The sequence below is a fragment of the Actinopolymorpha sp. B17G11 genome (assembly GCF_040196095.1).
In the GTDB taxonomy this organism is placed as follows: domain Bacteria; phylum Actinomycetota; class Actinomycetes; order Propionibacteriales; family Actinopolymorphaceae; genus Thermasporomyces.
The window spans coordinates 357,791-375,924 of sequence record NZ_JBEFTW010000002.1 but is presented as its reverse complement, the minus strand read 5'-3'; the positions used below and the strand labels follow the sequence as shown (position 1 = coordinate 375,924).

Here is an 18,134-nt window from a genome sequence, read left to right as displayed (position 1 = left end):
ATGGACGAATACGCGGCCCTGGAGGCCTGGAAGACTGTCGTCGGTGCGACCCGAGTCGAGCCGATGGACAGGGTCCACAACCCGATATGGAAGGTCACAGGCGAGGACGGCCGGCAGTGGGTGCTCAAGCACCTACCGGAGTGGCCACCCGGAGTGGGCCCGGTCGAGGAGTACCGGGTGCTGTGTTACCTGCAGGCCGGCGGACTGCCCGTAGCCGTGCCAGTCGTCACCGACGACGGGCTGATCGCCTACAACGCCGACAACCTCGGCACCGACCCGAACGAGAAGCAACCGACCGGCCCGCACGCGTACGCACTCCTTCCCCTGCTCCTTAACGACCCCGAGCTGCGCGAATCGCCGGAGCTGGCGCACACGATCGGCGCCGGCATCGGCCAGCTCGACCGCATGCTCGCCGACTGCCCATGGCACGTCACGTCCTTCACCGACGACCCCGCACCGGACATCCTCGGCGATGACTACGCCAAGCTGCCGCCCGGGCTGCGCGAGCTGGTCGATCCCCTGCGGGACCAGCTCTGGGCCGCGCTCACCGACCTACCCACCCAGCTCACCCACGGCGACTGCAACGTCGGCAACATCCTCGTCCACAATGGCGAGGTCACCGGATACATCGACCTCGACCACCTGCCACACAGCCCACGAGTCCGGGACCTCGGCGTCTACCTCGCCAGCCGCCTACTGGACCAGATCATCGACGGCGATCCCGATGCCATGGCCGCCGTGCTGCGGCACTACGTCGCCGGCTACCACTCAACCCACCCGTTGACCGAACGCGAGCAGGCCGCCGTCGTACCGCTGCTACTCACGACCCTGGTCGGCGGCGCCGACTGGTGCCTACACGGATGGGTGCCCGATCCCACTGGCTACCAACGCAATCTGCGGGCGATCGAGTGGATCACCTCGCGCTACAACCAACTGGTCAGCGCAGCCGCACCCTGATGACCGGTTCGACTGACGATCCGAACGACGGTGAACCTCACCGTGGACTCAATCCAGTCCGTAGCGATCGAGCGCTGCTCGAAGCTGGTTGAGCGTCTCGATTCTCCAGTAGTCCCGGTTGGGGTACTGGTCGTTTCGGTTCCAGCGCATCGTCGTGACGCCTGCCCACATGAGGAGGCGGAACTGGTGAACGAGGTCCTGGTTGGCCCCGGGATAGTGTTCTGCAACTTCATCGGGGACATAGGCGAGGTCGTACTCGACCGGCCCACGTTGGCACGTCCCGAGGTCGATGAAGAGCGGCCCTCTCCTGGTGCTGAGCACGTTTGCCGGATGCGGCTCACCGTGCATCAGCTGCTCGCCCGAACCCCAACGGCTGATCGCCGCGCTCACGCGGCTGAGTGTGTCGCTGACCAGTTCGCGGTCACGGTCGCGAAGTTCTGGAGTCTGCTCTGGATCGCCAACTCCCTCTGCCCAACCGGCGATTCGAGCGGTGATGTGTGGTGCCGCCAGATCGATCTTGCGCAAGCCGGCATGGAGGCGGACGAGTGCGTGCGCGTAGTCCGCCGGCGCGAGGTCTGTGGACATGCCGGGCTGCTCGTGCGCCGTGCCGCCTTGCCGGTCAGCAACGACGGGCTCGTAGTAGGTCCATAGCGTGATAGCGAAGGCGTCACGCAGATAGACGCCGGGCTCCACCCGAGGCTCGAGCTCACCTATCGGGCTGTCGGTTTCGGCGAGACGGCGAGCAACCTCTGCTTCGAACTCCATGCCCGCTTGTCCCTGACCGTCGTGAAGGGACAGCGGTGCTACACGAGCAAGAACATCGCAAGGAATCAGGCGCACGGCGATGCGGTCCGAGTTGTGAACGACGACCGCATCGCCTACTTGCAGACCAAGCGCGGAGGCAGTCGCCCCGGCGGCCTCAACCGCCCGCCGGACTTCGGATGGTTCCACGGTCTTCCTCGTCGTCCTCGTCAAGCGTCATGGTCGATGCTCGCGCTCGATCGCCGAGACACCTTATACGCGGCAACCCCACAAGGCACAGGTCGTCCCTCGCGAGGCTCCTCGGTGACGACCCATTACTCCATGGAACGCCGCCTTCTGGCCTTCCCGGGGAGCGGACGGCACGCGTCCCTTCCGCGGGACCGTTCGACAATGCTGGTCGTCGAGTTTGAGGGGCAGCATTGTCGGGGGTGCGCTCGTCTTCAGAGGTCACGGGCCAGCCTGATTTGTTGTCGTTATTGATCGACCGGGCCAGGATGACACCATGATCTTTGCGATCCGACCTGTCCAGCTGATTGATTATGAAGATCTACGGCCGCTGATCGACCCTCACGATCCCGAGCCGAAGGCAATGCAGGTATTCGCCCGACTCGTCGGAGCCGACAGCTGCGCAATCATTGGGGCCTATCGCGACGATCGGGCGGTCGGATACGTTGCCGCGCAGGACTACGGACCACACCTCAGGCATGGTGACTTCCACCGGATCGTCCGGATGCACGACCTGATCGTGACTGAAATCTCAGCGCGGGCGCGGCGCAGGTACTCAACTACTGAATGCGGCAATAGAGTGGGCGAGAGGTCGTGCCCGCTACGTTGAGTGGCAGGCGCACGAAACTCGCGCGGTGCCTTTCTACACCAAGCTTGGATACACAGGACTGGCTTGCCCGCAGCCGGACTACCCGACGTTCACAGTTGATCTGCATCCTGAGCAACAATGACACCTTGGCGTCGCCCTGGCGCTCGTCGCCGCCTCCTGCCGACGGCCGGCCCCGCCTGAGGCGTGCGCTGGGTCTGACCTACGCGGACGCCATTCGCGGGGCGCTAAGCTCCACGCATGGCGGTCGCGGCGCCCCGACAGTCGTATCTCATTTGGTTCAGCCAGCGCGTGGGCAGCACCATGTTGACCCAAGCGCTGGAGGACACCGGCATCGCCGGGCGTCCGCGTGAGTGGCTCGAGGACCCTGGTACCAGCGCTTTCGTCGCGGGCGCGCGCCGAGCGCATGATTCGTGAACCACCTGGAGGCCGAAGCTCCCGGGCGAGAATTCCCGAAGGGCGGCCCCCAGCGGCAAAGGAGCTGCCCCGATTCCGCAGGACGACAGCCGGCGGACGACTGAACGCGCTGTCGTTTCTGTCCAAGACGGCCGCCAGGGCCGCGACCTAGCATGACCACCCAGCAGCTCGCCCGATCCTAAGGAGACAGCACCATGCGTGACCTGGTCTACACCGGCTTCATGTCGCTCGACGGCGTCGTGGACTCGCCCGGCGGTGGGCCGGGTGAGGAGCACCGCAGCGGCGGCTGGGTGTTCAAGGACCTCGAGTTCGTCCCAGAAGCCTGGTCGCTGAAGGGCGAGGAGCTCGCCGACACGACGGCGCTGATGTTCGGCCGCCGCAGCTACGAGGCGTTCTCGCGCACCTGGCCCAGCTCGGAAGACCACGCCGCCTACAAGGAACTGCCCAAGTATGTGGTGTCGACCACGCTGTCCGACGACGCCCTCGTCGACGGGTGGGGGTCCACTACGATCCTGCGCTCGACCGAGGACGTCGCCGCACTCAAGAAGGGCGAGCGCGGCGCGATCTTCATCCATGGGAGCGCGGAGCTGGCCCGGCGGCTGTCGGACGCGGGCCTGATCGACCAGTACAACCTGCTCGTCTTCCCCGTCCTGCTCGGTGCCGGGAAGAGCCTGTTCGGCCGGGCCGACCGCGACAAGCAGATGCTGACGCTGCGAGAGTCGGAGAGCTACTCGAACGGGATCCTGAAGCTGGTCTACGACGTCAAGCGCTGATCCAGGTCAAGGGCGATCGCGCCGCCGGCGCTCTCGCGCAGCTGCCCAGTAGTGCGTCCGACATAGGAACGCAGCGCCCGGGCCAGGTGCGGCTCGTCGAAATAGCCGAGCTTGACGACGACATGCGCGGCCGGTTCGCCAGCCGCCAGCAGGTCCGCCGCCGTGCGGGCCCGCTCGATCTGCCGGACGGCACCCCGCGTCAGCCCGGTCGCGGCGCGGAACCGGCGTTCGACCGTGCGCCCCGAGACGTCCGGGCGGTGACCCAGCAGCACCTCGGCGACGAGCGGGTCACGAAACACGATCCCGGCCCGGACGAAACGCTCAACCAGGGCCTCGGCGTCGTCGGGCCTGGGCGTCTCCCAGCGCGCGCCATCCAGCCGGAACGTCCGGCGCGTGGTGTCGGGGAGCGCGACGCCGCCGTCGACCAGCGCAGACGTCGGCACGGCCCGCAACGAGGTGCCGACGGCGAACTCGATGCCCGTGAAGGTCGCACCCTCCGGCACCGGCGCGGTGCCAGTCCGGGTCTCGGGACCGGTGATGCCCGCATACGCCCAGCCGTCCTGCTCCCAGAACACCAGACCCCAGCGCACCCCTGCGACGGACGTCATCGCCGTAACCTGTTCGCTTGCGCAGGTCCACACGGTGTCGACCCACGGCGAATCGGACCGGCGCGTCTCGAACCGCAGTCCCACGGGCGAAGAATACGCCGCCGGTCAGACACCTAGCTTCGCGAGGCGTCTCTCTCCTCGGTCGGCTCGTACGCCCCCACCTCAGGCGGGTGGACAGTGGCCCCATCACGTCCACGATCCGGGGCCTCTCGACCGAAGTGCCGTCGGCACTGCGAACGGGCTGGCGCCACCGGCTTCGGCGACGTCAACTCCCGTCCCTCAGACCCGTCCTCTGCCCTGAACCCGCCCGGGAGGTAGGCCCAGGAGCGTACGAATCCGTTCGCCACTCATGCCGCCACCCTCCTGACGGCTGGACCATTCGAAGTCGTCGAGCAGGGCCGTGAGTTCCGCGAGAGCGGCGCCGCCCTCGGCCGCTGCCTCCCGAGGCGTGCGGCCATCGAGCGCGGGGATGGCGTCGTCGAGCCACTTCTCTTCGTACTGCCGGATGACCTCGGCCATGACCTGCTCCATCTCCCCGGGAGAGGCAGGTGCGGTTGCGGCACCGAGGCCGGCCGGTGGGGCGGCGGATCCGATCAGCTCTTCCATCGGGACGCTCGACTCGGAGCGGTGGCGAGCATCGGGAGCGGCCGCGAGGAGGACTTGCTGGAGTTCTCGGAGGCGTTCGAGGGAGTTTGCCTCGACAGTCCAGCGGGTTCCGGCCCGACGTACCGACCCGCGGACTACGTCGTCCACGATGGCAACGAGACGGTCCGGTCCTTCCTCGGACAAATCCTTCGCGAGGGCGGCCCACGCCTCGTCGCCACCGTCCACGTCGTACGTCGCGGAGCACTGGGTCAGCTCGTGTCCGTCCCCGTTGCGCAGCTCAGGTGGCGGTTGCGGCGCGAAGAACCGCATGACTGCCGACGGGTCGACGTCGCCGTCCAGAAGCCCGAGCATCGCGCGACGGCGGGAGCGGTGGACCCGCAGAGGATCGGTGAAGAGGGCCAACCGGCTTCCGTCGTCGAGCAGCCGGGCAAGGACGAGATCCAGCGGCTCGGCGCTCCGGGAGAATGCCCGGTCAGGCAGCACCACCGGATCGCCGTCGGGCAGGTGCCGCACGGTGGCGTCGCGACCCGCTCGGGACGACACCACCTCGTAGAGCCGGAGTGGGCTCTGCTCCCAGCGGGTGAGCAGCTCGCGTTCGTCGTTGCGCAGCCATGGTCCACGTTCGGCGAGGAACTCGGCCAGGTAGCCGCACTCGAACAACGCCAACTCGACGCCGAACATCACCGGGACACGCGGACACAGATCCATCAGCGCCACAATCTGGTCGAAATGCCTGCCCCGCTCGGCATAGGTGACCAGCAGGCCGTAGAGCAGGGCGGCCCGAGTGGTGAGTGGATGGATCTCCTTACGCAGGCAACACATCTTGTACTTCCGCCCGGACCCGCAGGGGCACGGCCGGTTGCGTGACGTCGACGCGGCGGGGAGTGCGGTCAGCGGGCGTAGCCACCTGCGCATTCCGTCGTCGGACGAGAATCCGGCCGTACGCAGCAGACCGTCGGCACGGAGTGCGTCCCCCTTGCAGGCGGCGTACTCCGCGGCGTCGCAGAGCGCGGGCCCGAGGTCGGGCCGTTCCTGAAGGACCTCCTCGACCAGCTCCGCCGCCTCGTCGGGCCGACCGGTCCCCTCCGCCGTCCGCGCCGCCAACAGGAGTGCCGCAGCCCGCTGCGCCGGACCTGAGGCCGCGCGGCGGATCGCCGTCAGCCGATCGGCGTCGAGCGGCCTCGTCTCAACGTCGTCAGCGATCTTGGCCAGGACCAGCTCGGAGTCGGCCAGGTGCCGGAGGAAGCTGGTGAAGTCGTCGCCTGCCCCCCACATGCGCAGCGCCGCACGTGCGCGGGCGTAACGCACCACGTCGGCAGGATCCATGCCAGCGGTGAGCCGCGGGTCCCACGGCATACCGGCGGGGCCGACGCGACCACCGACCACCTCGAGTTGTCCGGCGTGCAGCATCCTGGTCAACGGGGGCAACGGCTCGGCGAACGTTTCCGGCCGTTCGAGGAGGAGCGTGGCGAGTACCTCGTCGATCCGTGCGCCTGGGGCGAAGTCGATCTCGCCGAGCCGGGGAAGGTCGTTCAGGGATTCGACAGCCGCTCCAGCGAAGCCCGCGGCGACCGTCGCCGCCGACCGGCGCAGCTCGGGGCTGACGGGCTCCTCCACGCTGGCGGTGGACATCTCGACAATGCCGTCGCGCAACCGGAGAGCGAGCAGGTCTCCCTCCTCGAACCCGCTCAGCCAGCCGTCGGGACCTGCCAACACCGGAGTCTCGTCCGGCCCGTCGCCGATCCAGTCGATGGACAGGGATCCACCCCCTCGCAGGGGTAGATCGTCCTCCTCGGCCAACCGCTCCCACAAAGCCAGGTCGCCGTTGGCGTAAAGGCGACCGGCTTCGACGTCGTCTCGGGTCAGGATGTGGGTGAAGACCGCGCCGTCGGCCAAGGTCATCAGGTTGACCCACCCGTCGGGCGATTCGTACGCCAACGCACTGTCGAGCAGCACGTCCTCGACGTCCGCCGCGTCCAGGCGTACGGCTTCCACCAGATCGGACTCGCTGATCGGGCCCGACGCGGACAGCTCACGCAGGACGGCGGACCACTCCGCCGGCGGTTCAGTCGGGCGAAGTTCGTGGACGCTCATGCCCGGCCATTCTTCTCTCACCCGGAAGACCGAGGTTCAGCTGGGTGGTGCATCGTACGGTTAGCGTTGCAGTACGGGGATCTCCCGCGTACGAAAGGATGACCATGGCAAGGATCTGCGTCACCGGAGCCAGCGGCAAGGCCGGCCAGGCCACCACCAGGGACCTCCTCGCGCACGGGCACGAGGTGGTCGCCACCGACCTCGCACCCGCCCCGGCCGACCTCGGAACCTCGTTCCTGCGCGCTGATCTGACCGACTACGGACAGGTCGTCGAGCTGCTGCAGGGCGTCGACGCGGTGGTCCACCTGGGCAACATCCCGGCGCCGGGCCGCCACACCCCGGCGACGACCTTCAACGCCAACTCGGCCATGAACGGCAACGTGTTCCTCGCGGCGGCACAGCTGGGCCTGCGGCGGGTGGTGTGGGCGTCCAGCGAGACGACGCTCGGCCTCCCCTTCGGTGACGTACCGCCGCGCTACGCACCCGTCGACGAGGACCACTTCCCCCACCCCACCTCGACGTACGCCCTGTCGAAAGTGGTGGGCGAGACCATCGCGGCGCAGATCTCGGGATGGTCGGGAATCCCCTTCGTCGGGCTGCGCCTGTCGAACATCTTCCTGCCGGAAAACTACGCGCGGGTTCGGTCGTTCTGGGCCGATCCGCACGCGCGGAAGTGGAACCTGTGGGGCTACGTCGACGTCCGCGACGTCGCCCAGGCATGCCGGCTCGGCCTCGACGCGCCGGTCGAGGGCAGCGCGAACTTCATCATCGCCGCGGCCGACACGATCATGGACCGGCCGTCCGCCGACCTCCTGCGCGAGGTGTTCCCCGAGGTGAAGGTCTCCCGCGACGTCGCCGGCTTCGAGACGCTGTTGGCGATCGACCGTGCCCGCGAGGCACTCGGCTTCGCCCCGCAGTACTCCTGGCGCGACCACGTAGACGTCCCGACCGCGTGACAACCAGCTCGAGCACGAGGGGTGTGCCGTCATGAGCCTTCTCCAGACCGCGAGCAGGGTGTTGTTCATCGGCGACAGCATCACCGACGCCGGTCGCGACCGAGGCGATCCCCGTGACCTCGGCGGCGGCTATCCGCGAGTCGTCGCACAGACGTACGCCGAAAACTCCGAGGGCGGTCCGGTCACCTTCCTCAACCGTGGCATCAGCGGTAACCGGGTGCGCGACCTGCGGGAGCGGTGGCAGGCCGACTGCCTCGACCTGAAGCCGGACGTCGTCTCGATCATGATCGGCGTCAACGACACCTGGCGGCGCTACGACAGCGGCGATCCGACGTCGGTCGAGGCGTTCGGGCGCGACTATCGCGCGATCCTGCAAGCCACGGTTGACAACAGCCGTGCGGCGCTCGTTCTCGTGGAGCCGTTCCTGCTGCCGGTCAGACCCGGGCAGGACAGCTGGCGGGAGGATCTCGATCCGAAGATCGCCGTCGTACGCAGGCTCGCGGCGGACCACGACGCCACCCTCGTCCCGCTGGACTCCGTGCTGACGCACGCGGCCACCACCCGGGCCGCCGACGAACTCGCAGCCGACGGCGTCCACCCGACTCCAGCCGGCCACGCCCTCATCGCACGAACCTGGCTGGAGACGGTGGACGCTCAGCCTCAGACGCCCATCGCGTGGTAGCCACCGTCGACGTGGACGATCTCGCCGGTCGTCTTGCCGAAGAAGTCCGACAGCAGCGCCACACACGCCCGCCCGGTCGCCTCGCGGTCGAGGTCGGGATCCCAGCCGAGCGGAGCGCGCTCGCCCCAGATGCCCTCGACCTGCTCGATACCGGGGATGCCCTTGGCGGCGATGGTCTTGGTGTATCCGGCCGACACCAGGTTGACCCGGATGCCCTTCGGCCCGAGGTCCCGGGCGAGGTAGCGGGCACACGACTCCAGGCCCGCCTTGGCCACGCCCATCCAGTCGTACGCCGGCCACGCCACGGTCGCGTCGAACGTCAGCCCGACCACCGACGAGCCCGCCCCCATCAACGGCAGCGCCGCCGTGGTGAGCGACTTCAGGGAGTACGCCGAGACGTGGAACGCCGTGGCGGCGTCCTCGTAGGAGGTGTTGAGGAAGTTGCCGCCCAACGCCTCCTGGGGCGCGAATGCGATCGAGTGGACCACTCCGTCGAGTCCGTCCACATGCGTACGCAGGGAGTCGGCCAGGCCGGCCAGGTGTTCGTCGTTCGTCACGTCGAGTTCGATGATCGCGGGCTCGACCGGCAGCCGCTTGGCGATCCGCCGGGTGATCGCGAGCGCCCGACCGAAGTTGGTGATGACGACCTGCGCGCCCTGCTCCTGCGCGACCTTCGCGACCGCGAAGCCCAGTGACGTGTCCATCGTCACGCCCGCGACGAGAATCCGCTTACCTTCGAGAATCCCACCCATTGCTCAGCTCCCCATCCCTGTGCGGCTCGTCCTTCGGCTCAGCGCCATTCCTCTGCGGTTCAGTGGCCCATGCCCAGGCCGCCGTCGACCGGGATGACCGCTCCGGTGATGTAGGCGGCCTCGTCACTCGCGACCCAGCGGATCACCTTGGCCACCTCCTCGGTGGTCGTGGGGCGACCCAACGGGATCTGCGTGACGTACTTCTTTTGTAGCTCTTCGGACAGCACCTCGGTGAGCGCGGTCTCGACAAAACCGGGCGCGACAACGTTGGCGGTGATGCCTCTCGACCCGAGTTCGCGGGCGATGGAGCGGGCCATGCCGACCATGCCGGACTTGCTGGCCGCATAGTTGACCTGGCCGGCGGAACCGAGCAGACCGACGACTGACGACACGAAGACGATCCGGCCGCGGCGCAGCCTGAGCATGCCCTTGGCCGCCCGCTTGGCGCACCGGAACGCACCGGTCAGGTTGGTCTCGATCACGCTCGACCAGTCGTCCTCGCTCATCCGGAGCAGGAGGGTGTCGCGGGTGATGCCGGCGTTGGCGATCAGGACCTCGACAGGACCCTGCTTCTCCTCGACCTCCGCGAACGCCTGCTCCACCGTGTCCGGCTCGGTCATCTCGGCCTTCACCGCGAGGAATCCCGCCGGTGGCTCGCCACCGCGATAGGTCAACGCGACGTCATCGCCCGCCTCACGGAACGCCTGCGCGACCGCGAGTCCGATGCCCCGGGTTCCTCCGGTGACGAGTACTGAGCGACCCACGTCTGCCTCCCGTGGCGTGTGGATGGTGGTGAGCGATTTCCGCGTTCTGGCACGCTAGCAGCCGCCAGGTCGATCACTGACCGCAGGCGGCCGGGCGCGTCCCGTTCCGGCAGAATGCCCGTCATGGCCAGTCCAGCCGAGTGGGAGCAGGCCGCGCGGGCGGCACTTCCCGCCGACGTCTACGACTACATCGCGACCGGCTCCGGCGTCGAGGAGACCCTCGCCGGCAACGACCGGGCGTGGCACGAGGTCGCGCTGCGTCCGCGGGTGCTACGCGACGTGTCCGACGTGGAAACCGCGACGAGCGTCCTCGGGACGCCGGTTGCCTCGCCGGTTCTTGTCGCACCGACCGGCTACCACCGGCTCGCGCATCCCGACGGTGAGGTGGCGACGGCCAAGGGCACGGCCGAGGCAGGGTCGCTCTTCGTCCTGTCGACCAGGGCGACAGCGTCACTGGACGAGGTGGCGGCGGTGGCGGGGCCGTGGTGGATGCAGCACTACCTGCTTCGGGACCGCGACCTCACCGCCGAGATCGTGCGCGGTGCCGTGGACGCGGGAGCCCGGGCGCTGGTGCTGACCGCCGACACGCCGTACGTCGCGACGAAGGCGCGCGTCGGCGCCGTCCCAGTCGGTCCGTCCGTGCCACGGCTCGTACCCGCGATGGAGACCCGCGACGACGAAGGAACCTGGCAGGATCCCGCGGTGACGTTCAAGGACATCGGTTGGTTGCGCGAGCTTTCCGGCGGATTGCCCGTCGTCGTCAAGGGCGTCCTGCGCGGTGACGACGCCCGCGCGTGCGTCGACGCGGGCGCGGCGGCGGTGTGGGTATCCAACCACGGGGCGCGCCAGCTCGACGGCGCGATCCCTACGGCCGTGGCACTGCCGCAGGTCCGGGCGGCCGTCGGCGAGGCGTGCGAGGTCTACGTCGACGGCGGCATCCGTACAGGCCGCGACGTCGTCCGCGCGCTCGCCCTCGGTGCCACCGCCGCCTTCGTCGGCCGGCCCGCGCTGTGGGCACTCGGCACGGGCGGCGCCGACGGCGTACGCGAGCTGCTGACATCGCTGCAGGCGGAGGTCGCCGAAACCCTCGCCCTGTGCGGGTGCCGCTCGGTCTCCGACGTCGACGCCGACCTGGCCGCCGTTCCTCCGGGCCGCGCGATGCGTGGATAGCGTTGCGTACGTGATCGCTCTCGCGAACGCCCGCGTCGTCATGCTTCGTCGCGTGTTGGACCCCGGCTGGCTGACCATCCAGAACGGCCGGATCGTGGGCGTCGGATCCGGCGACCCGCCCGCCGTCGACGGTGCCGTGCACGATCTCACCGGCCGTTATGTCCTGCCGGGTTTCGTCGACCTGCACATGCATGGTGGCGGTGGCGCCCAGATCACCACCGATGACCGCGACGAGATCCTGGCCGCGATCGCCTTCCATCGCCGCCACGGCACGACGCGGACCTTGGCCAGCCTGGTCACCGACGAGCTGGACCGGATGGCCGCTTCCGTACGCACCATCGCCGAGATCATCCGAGGCGGCGCCGATCCCGGAATCGTGGGTGTCCATCTGGAGGGCCCGTTCCTGAACCCCGACAAACGCGGGTCCCACCATGCCGACCACCTGCTCCCGCCCCACCTCCCGGCGTTGCGGCACCTGCTCGCGGCGGGCGACGGCACCGTGCGGGTCGTGACGCTCGCACCGGAACTTCCCGGTGGCATGGAGCTGCTGCGCGAACTCGTCACGACCGGCGTCATCGCCGCGGTCGGACACACCGAGGCCGACTTCGACCAGGCGCGCACGGCCTTCGCCTCGGGTGCACGACTGGCGACCCACCTGTTCAACGCGATGCGGCACTTCCACCACCGCGATCCGGGTCCGGCCGGTGCGGCACTCGCCAACGGGGCGGTCACCTGCGAGCTGATCAACGACGGGTTCCACGTCCACGACGACGCCGTACGCATCGCGGTGGACGCCGCGGGCCCGCAGCGGATCGCGTTCATCACCGACGCCACACCGGCGGCCGGCATGACCAACGGGGAGTTCCGTCTCGGGCCGGTGCCTGTCTTCGCCCGCGACGGCAAGGTCACCCTCTCCGACGGCTCACTCGCCGGCAGCACGCTCACCATGGACGCGGCCCTCCGTCACGCCGTCACGTGCGTGGGCATCCCGATCACCGACGCCGCGATCGCCACGGCGACGACACCGGCCACACTGCTGGGGATCGCGGACCACACCGGCACCATCGCGCCGGGCAAGGACGCCGACCTGGTTGTCCTGTCCGACCGCCTCGAGGTGGAGACCGTGATGGCCCGAGGGACGCCGGTCCACGGAGCCCTTCCGTAGGAGCACGGAGCCCTTCCGTAGCACCGGTGTCAGCGGTATGCCATGGACTGCAGGTCGTACAGCTCGGCGTACAACCCGTCCTGGGCCATCAGCTCGGCATGGCTCCCCTGCTCCAGCACCCTCCCGCCGTCGAGCACGACGATGAGGTCGGCCATGCGTACGGTCGAGAAGCGGTGCGAGACCAGCAGCGTCACGGTGCCCCGACTCTCCCCGCTGCGCGCGGCGGCTGCGAACCGTTCGAACAACGCGTGCTCGGTCTGCGCGTCCAGCGCCGCCGTCGGCTCGTCGAAGACCACCAGAAGCGGGTCGGTACGCATGAGCCCGCGGCCAAGGGCGAGGCGCTGCCACTGGCCGCCGGACAGGTCGACGCCGCCGTCCCATGCCTTGCCCAGTTGGGTGTCCAGGCCGTTCGGCAGGACGTCCAGCACCGGCGTCGCGCCGGCGCGGTCAAGAGCGGCGGACACCGCGGAGCGGTCGTCGATCCGCTCCAGGTCGCCGACACCCACCGACTCACCGGCGAGGAACTCGAACGCGACATAGTCCTGGAACGCCGTACCGATCCGGGCGCGCCACTTCGCCTGGTCGAACCGGTCCAGAGGTGTGCCGTCGAGGAGGATCTGACCGCTGTCAGCTTGGTACAAGCCGCACAGCAACTTGATCAGGCTAGTCTTTCCCGCGCCGTTCTCGCCGACGAGGGCGACCACCTTGCCGGCGGGCAGTGTCAAGGTCACCTTGTCAGCGACCGGGCGCTCGGTGCCGGGATAGCGGAACGACACGTCGCGGAACTCGATGCCGCGTTCGAGCCGAGGCGGCACCACGACCGGATCGGGGACAGTTCGCCGGTCGTCGTGGACGTAGTCCTCGAGCCAGGTGAGCCGCCTGGCGATCTTCAGGACGTGGAGGAAGTGGGTGCCGTAGGACACCGCCGTGTCGACGATGCCGCCGATCTGCGTGGCGAGACCGACGGCCAGTACGACGTCGCCCGGTGTGGCCCGCCCGTCGATCGCGAGGAGTAGGACGAGCGTCACCGCACCGACGTACGCCGATGCCGTGACCACCGCGTCGAACGACTGCAGGCGCGCTCCCCGCCAGTCCGCCCGGTCACGTTCGACCAGGACCTCCTCGGATGCGGCATGGTGCCGACGCAGCAGCTCCCCCGCCAGCCCGAACACCCGCAACTCCTTGCCGCTCCCCGGAGCGGTCGCCACCTCGAACAGGTGCCGGCGCAGGCGTTCCGGTTCGGTCGTTGCCTCCTGTGCCGCCACCTGCAGGTCCCGTCCCCGCTTGGCGAGCAGGAACGAGACGACGCCTACCGCCGGCAGACCCAGCAGGGCGGGATGGATCTGCGCGAGCAGGATCGCCGTCAGGATGAGCGCCGCCGCGACACGGACCACACCGGCCGTGCCGTTCACCATGAGAGCGAGGCTGCCCCGCTCCTCCCGGATCCGCTGCACCTGGTCGAGATACTCCGGTTGCTCGTGGTGGGCGAGCCCGTCCGCCCCGCCCACCAGTTCCATGAGCCTCCGGTCCGCATAGGCGGCCGAGCGCTCGATCACGGCGAAAACACAGTCGCAGTAGTAGAAGACGAGGACGAGTCCGCCCGCGACGACGAGAGCCAGAAAGGCCGCCGCGACCATGGCGTCGGTGAGGTCCCTGGCGACCGCCGCGTCGATGAGCAGCTTGACGAGGTAGGCGGCCACAGGCGGGGTCGACGCCATCAGGGCACCGGTGATCAGCTGGAACGTCGCGTGCCACGGCGCGGCCCTGAAACCGATCGCGAGACTGATGCGGTACGCCCGCCATGCCTCACGCATCACGGCCTCCTTCCCCGGCGACGGCGAGTTCGTCGGTGAACCGGGCCGCCTGCAGTGTGAACATGTGGGCGTACCGACCGCCCTGGGCCATCAGCTGTTCGTGCGTACCGTCCTCGTCGATGGCTCCGTCGGCGAGGACGACGATCCGGTCCGCCCTTCGTACCGTCGAGAAGCGGTGGGAGATCAGGATCGTCGTGAGGCCTTCGGTGAGTTCGAGGAAGCGGTCGTAGAGCTCGGCTTCGGCCCGAACGTCCAGCGCGGCGGTCGGTTCGTCGAGGATCAGGACGCGGGCGCCGGCCTCCACGGCGAACATCGCCCGGGCGAGTGCGACCCGCTGCCACTGGCCGCCCGACAGGTCGGTGCCGCCGGTGTATTCGCGGGAGAGCACGGTGTCCCAGCCGAGGGGCAGACCTTCGATCACCTCGAGCAGCCCGGCCTTGCGTGCGGCACTGCGGAGCCGGTCGAGGTCGCCTGCGAGTTCCGGCGCACCCATGCCGATGTTGTCGCGGACGGGCAGGTGGTAGCGGGCGAAGTCCTGGAACAGCACGGCGACCTGGCGGCGCCACGCGGCCGGGTCGAGATCGCGCAGATCGGTGCCGTCGACGCTGATCCGGCCGGATGTCGGAACGTAGAGCCCGCAGAGGAGCTTGACGAGGGACGTCTTGCCGGCGCCGTTCTCACCGACGATCGCGAGCGACCGGTGCGCGGCGAGGGTGAGCGTGAGACCAGCGAGCGCCCGGCGTTCGCTGCGCGGGTACTGGAACGTCACCCCTTCGAAGCGCACGTCGCGGGTCGGGAAGTCCCGGTCGCCCGCCGGTCCGGCGATGGCGCGCGCCGCCGCCGGCGCGTCGGTCCGCAGGCGTTCGTCCAGTTCCAACAGCCGTGGTACGACGACAGCGGCGAACGACAGGTGCGCGTTGCCGTCGTTGAACGCGGCGTAGGCGTTCGCCCCGTTCAGCGCCTGCGCGTAGACGGCGAGGGCTCCCAGGGCCAGGTCGCCCCGAGTCGCCGCCCAGGCGACCAGGCCGTAGGAGGCGAGGTTGAGCACGAGCACGGCTCCGGTCGATCCGAAGAGCGTCCGTGGGTGGGGCTTGCGGGCGTTCCACACCGGCTCGATCGCGGTCCGCCAGGTCGACTCGAACCGACTGATGAGCCAGTCGAGCATCCCCCAGACCCGAACCTCCTTCCCGGCCGGCGGCTCCAGCGCGAGGTCGCGAAGGTACTCGGCACGCCGTAGCGCGCTGCTCTGGCCATAGGTGATCTGGCCCACCCTGACGTACTCCCGCTGCATCACGTAGACGAGCACCGGCCACGCCACGAGCCAGATCAGACCGAGCCACCAGTGGAAGAAGGCGAGCACCACGGTCGAGCCCAGCGCCTGCAACCACGACGGCAACAGCCAGCCCAGCGCCTCGATCGCCATGCTCGGCCGGGTGGGGTCCATGCCGAGACCGCGGACCTTGCGGACGTCGGCGAGGACGTCAGGGTCCTCCAGATGCGCGATCCCGTGGGGCCGCCCGACCGCCATGATCACCTTCTCCTGGAGCAGCCGGTCGAGCCCCCGGCCGAGAGTCGCGGTGAGGGCGGCCAGCACCGGTTGACAGACCCGCAGCACCACGACGATGACGGCGAGGGCCACCAGCAGCCGGATCGTTGTCGTGCCTGCGGGGCTGTCGAGGCCGCCTCGCACAGCGGCGGGAATCGAGCCGACGACGAGACCGGTGAGCACGGCCAGGGCGATCGGTAGGACGGAGGAGAGAGCGACACCGACCGCGAAGAGGACCGTCCTGCCCCGTCCGACCTGGGGCAGCAGCCTCAGGACCGCGATGATGCCGAGCACCGCAGGCGGCAGGTGTATCCGCCTTCGCAACGTTTGATGGCCTTTGACGGAGAACATGACGCCACTATGACGTCATTGCGACATCATGGCAAGGCAAATGTGAGCCGAGCCCAGGGCCGTTGGCGGGGAATGATCACGCATACGCGATCATTCCCCACGAAAACACGGCCGATTCGGCGTGCGTCGCGGGGAATCGGCGTGGGTCGTCCATGTGCGGAGGGCAGGGCAGGACCCGCGCGAACGTGGCCGGCACCAGCCGCCCTGTGTCCGATGACCGGCCAGCGAGCGACAACTAGGCTCCACGAGCGTGGGAGATACCTCGCGCCTCACCTGTCTCGACACCACCGTGACGATGCCCGACGGCATCCCGCTCGCGACCGACGTGATCGTCGCCGACGACGGCGAGCCCCACCCTGTCCTGCTGATGCGGACGCCGTACGGAAGGGCATCGGTCCGCGGCAACCATGACGCCATCGGCATGGCCCGGCTGGGTTGGGCCGTCGTCACCCAGGACGTACGCGGCCGCTGGGACTCACCCGGCACCTTCGCGCCGTTTCGCAGCGAACGCCTCGACGGCGCCGCGGCCGTCGCCTGGTGTGCGTCTCAGCCGTGGTCCAACGGCGCCGTCGCCATGGCCGGCGGTTCGTACAACGGCTTCACCCAGTGGCTGGCCGCCGCCGAACGCCCGGCAGCCTTGCGGGTCATCGTGCCCGCCGTCGCCGGACCGACCGTTCGGGATGCGGTGTACGAAGGCGGCGCTCTCCAGCTGGGCGTCTTCTCCGCCTGGACCCTCGGCATCGGCGCGGTCGGCGGCAGCTACGACGCTGAGCTGGTGAAGGCGGCGATCGCGGACCTCGACACCTGGCCAGGCGTCTTGAGGTCGGGCGTCGAGAACACCACACTGCCCCGGATCAGCGCCGACTGGCACCGGTGGCTCGACCCGGACGACGCGGAGCTCTGGGATCCCCTCGACGCGGCTCCCGCACTGCGCGACGAACAGGGCGCCGGTACCCGGCCGGTCGGTCCGCAGCCGGCCGGATACCACCTCGCCGGGTGGCACGATCTGTTCTGTGACGCCACGATCGGCGGCTACACCCTCCTCACCGGGCCGGACGTCGACGAGTCCGTACGTCGCCGGCAGCGCCTCGTCGTCGGGCCGTGGTCCCACGCCAGCCTGCTCCGGCGTACGACCGGACGACTCGACTTCGGCGTCGCCGCACAGGGCGACTTCAACGGCATCGCGGAGGAACAGCTCGCGTTCCTGACCGCGGGAATCGCCGACCGGGACGTGCCTGCCGGAGTGCGGGTCTTCGTCATGGGAGCCAACCGCTGGCTCGACCTTCCCGACTGGCCTCCGCAGACCACGCCCACGCCGCTGTTCCTTGCCGGCGATGACGCCCTCGCCTGGGAGCCGCCGCAGGAGGCCGGAGCCGACCACTACCGTCACGACCCGGGGGATCCGGTGCCGACCGGTGGTGGGCGCACCCTCCATCCGGTCCCGCCTGAGGCCGGACCGCTCGACCAGTGGGACATCGAGGAACGCCCGGACGTCCTCGTCTACACGACCGGACCCCTCGAGCGCGACCTCACCATCATTGGCCAGGTCCGCGCGCACGTGGCCTTCGCCTCGACCGCCGATGTGGCCGACGTCACCGTCAAGCTGGTCGACCTCCATCCCGACGGGCGGGCGATGCTGGTGGTGGACTCGATCCGACGGGTACGCACGGCGCCGGGTCGACCGGGCGAGGTCGAGATCGAGGTCGGCGCGACCGCCATGACCTTCGCCGCGGGGCACCGGATCCGGGTCGAGATCGCATCCTCGAACTATCCACGCTTCGACCTCTCGCCCGCAGCCGAGCAGACCGTCCACCGGGGCGGCCGCGCGGAGTCCCGCATCGTCCTGCCCGTCCACCACACCGTCGAGGCGGTACGCACCTGACGG

At 69.3% G+C, this 18,134-nt stretch carries 17 protein-coding genes; 10 read left to right on the top strand and 7 right to left on the bottom strand.

Going from position 1 to position 18,134, the window contains the following annotated elements; all coding sequences use genetic code 11:
- Positions 1-957: a phosphotransferase enzyme family protein gene (locus ABN028_RS04050; RefSeq protein ID WP_349695661.1), complete on the top strand. Its 957-nt coding sequence runs from the start codon at positions 1-3 to the stop codon at positions 955-957.
- Between the two features lie 48 nt (positions 958-1,005).
- Here ABN028_RS04050 and ABN028_RS04045 read toward each other — a convergent pair whose 3' ends face one another.
- Positions 1,006-1,908 (bottom strand): phosphotransferase, encoded by a 903-nt coding sequence (locus ABN028_RS04045; protein WP_349695660.1) that lies wholly within the window; start codon positions 1,906-1,908, stop codon positions 1,006-1,008.
- A gap of 313 nt (positions 1,909-2,221) precedes the next feature.
- Between ABN028_RS04045 and ABN028_RS04040 the strand changes: the two genes are divergently transcribed.
- The 4 genes from ABN028_RS04040 to ABN028_RS04035 all read left to right on the top strand — a co-directional run bounded on the left by ABN028_RS04040 (position 2,222) and on the right by ABN028_RS04035 (position 3,741).
- Positions 2,222-2,554 (top strand): hypothetical protein, encoded by a 333-nt coding sequence (locus ABN028_RS04040; RefSeq protein WP_349695659.1) that lies wholly within the window; start codon positions 2,222-2,224, stop codon positions 2,552-2,554.
- Positions 2,469-2,675, top strand: coding sequence for a GNAT family N-acetyltransferase (locus ABN028_RS35255; RefSeq protein ID WP_502879163.1), 207 nt, complete (start codon positions 2,469-2,471; stop codon positions 2,673-2,675). Before ABN028_RS04040 ends, ABN028_RS35255 begins: the two co-directional genes overlap by 86 nt.
- Before the next feature lie 116 nt (positions 2,676-2,791).
- Positions 2,792-2,968, top strand: coding sequence for a Stf0 family sulfotransferase (locus ABN028_RS35250; RefSeq protein WP_502879162.1), 177 nt, complete (start codon positions 2,792-2,794; stop codon positions 2,966-2,968).
- Between the two features lie 194 nt (positions 2,969-3,162).
- Positions 3,163-3,741, top strand: a complete 579-nt coding sequence (locus tag ABN028_RS04035; protein WP_349695658.1) for a dihydrofolate reductase family protein — start codon at positions 3,163-3,165, stop codon at positions 3,739-3,741.
- Here ABN028_RS04035 and ABN028_RS04030 read toward each other — a convergent pair.
- Positions 3,723-4,349, bottom strand: coding sequence for a helix-turn-helix domain-containing protein (locus ABN028_RS04030; RefSeq protein ID WP_349695657.1), 627 nt, complete (start codon positions 4,347-4,349; stop codon positions 3,723-3,725). The genes ABN028_RS04035 and ABN028_RS04030 overlap by 19 nt on opposite strands.
- 279 nt (positions 4,350-4,628) lie before the next feature.
- Entirely contained in the window at positions 4,629-7,049 is a 2,421-nt protein-coding gene (locus ABN028_RS04025; RefSeq protein WP_349695656.1) for a YecA family protein, read from the bottom strand.
- Between the two features lie 104 nt (positions 7,050-7,153).
- Between ABN028_RS04025 and ABN028_RS04020 the strand changes: the two genes are divergently transcribed.
- Both ABN028_RS04020 and ABN028_RS04015 read left to right on the top strand, forming a co-directional pair.
- Positions 7,154-8,005 carry an NAD-dependent epimerase/dehydratase family protein gene (locus tag ABN028_RS04020; protein ID WP_349695655.1) on the top strand — a complete coding sequence of 284 codons (852 nt, stop codon included), beginning with the start codon at positions 7,154-7,156 and terminating at the stop codon, positions 8,003-8,005.
- Positions 8,006-8,036: 31 nt separating this feature from the next.
- Positions 8,037-8,687 carry an SGNH/GDSL hydrolase family protein gene (locus ABN028_RS04015; RefSeq protein ID WP_349695654.1) on the top strand — a complete coding sequence of 217 codons (651 nt, stop codon included), beginning with the start codon at positions 8,037-8,039 and terminating at the stop codon, positions 8,685-8,687.
- Here ABN028_RS04015 and fabI read toward each other — a convergent pair.
- Positions 8,666-9,439 (bottom strand): enoyl-ACP reductase FabI, encoded by a 774-nt coding sequence (fabI, locus tag ABN028_RS04010; protein ID WP_349695653.1) that lies wholly within the window; start codon positions 9,437-9,439, stop codon positions 8,666-8,668. The two genes, ABN028_RS04015 and fabI, sit on opposite strands and share 22 nt — an antisense overlap.
- 59 nt (positions 9,440-9,498) lie before the next feature.
- A complete protein-coding gene (gene fabG / locus ABN028_RS04005) occupies positions 9,499-10,203 on the bottom strand; it encodes a 3-oxoacyl-ACP reductase FabG (RefSeq protein ID WP_349327765.1) in 705 nt (234 codons plus the stop codon).
- 123 nt (positions 10,204-10,326) lie between these two features.
- On the opposite strand from fabG, the gene ABN028_RS04000 reads away from it, so the two are divergent.
- Both ABN028_RS04000 and nagA read left to right on the top strand, forming a co-directional pair.
- Complete coding sequence (locus ABN028_RS04000) at positions 10,327-11,373, top strand: alpha-hydroxy acid oxidase (protein ID WP_349695652.1); 1,047 nt, start codon at positions 10,327-10,329, stop codon at positions 11,371-11,373.
- Between the two features lie 10 nt (positions 11,374-11,383).
- Positions 11,384-12,538: an N-acetylglucosamine-6-phosphate deacetylase gene (nagA, locus tag ABN028_RS03995; RefSeq protein ID WP_349695651.1), complete on the top strand. Its 1,155-nt coding sequence runs from the start codon at positions 11,384-11,386 to the stop codon at positions 12,536-12,538.
- Between the two features lie 29 nt (positions 12,539-12,567).
- Here nagA and ABN028_RS03990 read toward each other — a convergent pair whose 3' ends face one another.
- Together ABN028_RS03990 and ABN028_RS03985 are read right to left on the bottom strand one after the other, a co-directional pair.
- Positions 12,568-14,352: an ABC transporter ATP-binding protein gene (locus ABN028_RS03990; protein WP_349695650.1), complete on the bottom strand. Its 1,785-nt coding sequence runs from the start codon at positions 14,350-14,352 to the stop codon at positions 12,568-12,570.
- Positions 14,345-16,249: an ABC transporter ATP-binding protein gene (locus ABN028_RS03985; protein WP_349695649.1), complete on the bottom strand. Its 1,905-nt coding sequence runs from the start codon at positions 16,247-16,249 to the stop codon at positions 14,345-14,347. The genes ABN028_RS03990 and ABN028_RS03985 overlap by 8 nt, the downstream gene beginning before the upstream one ends.
- A 250-nt stretch (positions 16,250-16,499) precedes the next feature.
- Here ABN028_RS03985 and ABN028_RS03980 point away from each other — a divergent pair, with 250 nt between their 5' ends.
- Entirely contained in the window at positions 16,500-18,131 is a 1,632-nt protein-coding gene (locus ABN028_RS03980; RefSeq protein WP_349695648.1) for a CocE/NonD family hydrolase, read from the top strand.
- The last annotated feature ends 3 nt before the right edge of the window (positions 18,132-18,134 follow it).

Coding starts and splice junctions, on each gene's coding strand:
- fabI (WP_349695653.1), bottom strand. CDS start 9,439: ATGGGTGGGATTCTCGAAGGTAAGCGGATTCTCGTCGCGGGCGTGACG.
- ABN028_RS35250 (WP_502879162.1), top strand. CDS start 2,792: ATGGCGGTCGCGGCGCCCCGACAGTCGTATCTCATTTGGTTCAGCCAG.
- ABN028_RS04030 (WP_349695657.1), bottom strand. CDS start 4,349: ATGACGTCCGTCGCAGGGGTGCGCTGGGGTCTGGTGTTCTGGGAGCAG.
- ABN028_RS04050 (WP_349695661.1), top strand. CDS start 1: ATGGACGAATACGCGGCCCTGGAGGCCTGGAAGACTGTCGTCGGTGCG.
- ABN028_RS04035 (WP_349695658.1), top strand. CDS start 3,163: ATGCGTGACCTGGTCTACACCGGCTTCATGTCGCTCGACGGCGTCGTG.
- ABN028_RS03990 (WP_349695650.1), bottom strand. CDS start 14,352: ATGCGTGAGGCATGGCGGGCGTACCGCATCAGTCTCGCGATCGGTTTC.
- ABN028_RS04025 (WP_349695656.1), bottom strand. CDS start 7,049: ATGAGCGTCCACGAACTTCGCCCGACTGAACCGCCGGCGGAGTGGTCC.
- ABN028_RS03985 (WP_349695649.1), bottom strand. CDS start 16,249: ATGTTCTCCGTCAAAGGCCATCAAACGTTGCGAAGGCGGATACACCTG.
- ABN028_RS04020 (WP_349695655.1), top strand. CDS start 7,154: ATGGCAAGGATCTGCGTCACCGGAGCCAGCGGCAAGGCCGGCCAGGCC.
- ABN028_RS04015 (WP_349695654.1), top strand. CDS start 8,037: ATGAGCCTTCTCCAGACCGCGAGCAGGGTGTTGTTCATCGGCGACAGC.
- ABN028_RS04000 (WP_349695652.1), top strand. CDS start 10,327: ATGGCCAGTCCAGCCGAGTGGGAGCAGGCCGCGCGGGCGGCACTTCCC.
- ABN028_RS04040 (WP_349695659.1), top strand. CDS start 2,222: ATGATCTTTGCGATCCGACCTGTCCAGCTGATTGATTATGAAGATCTA.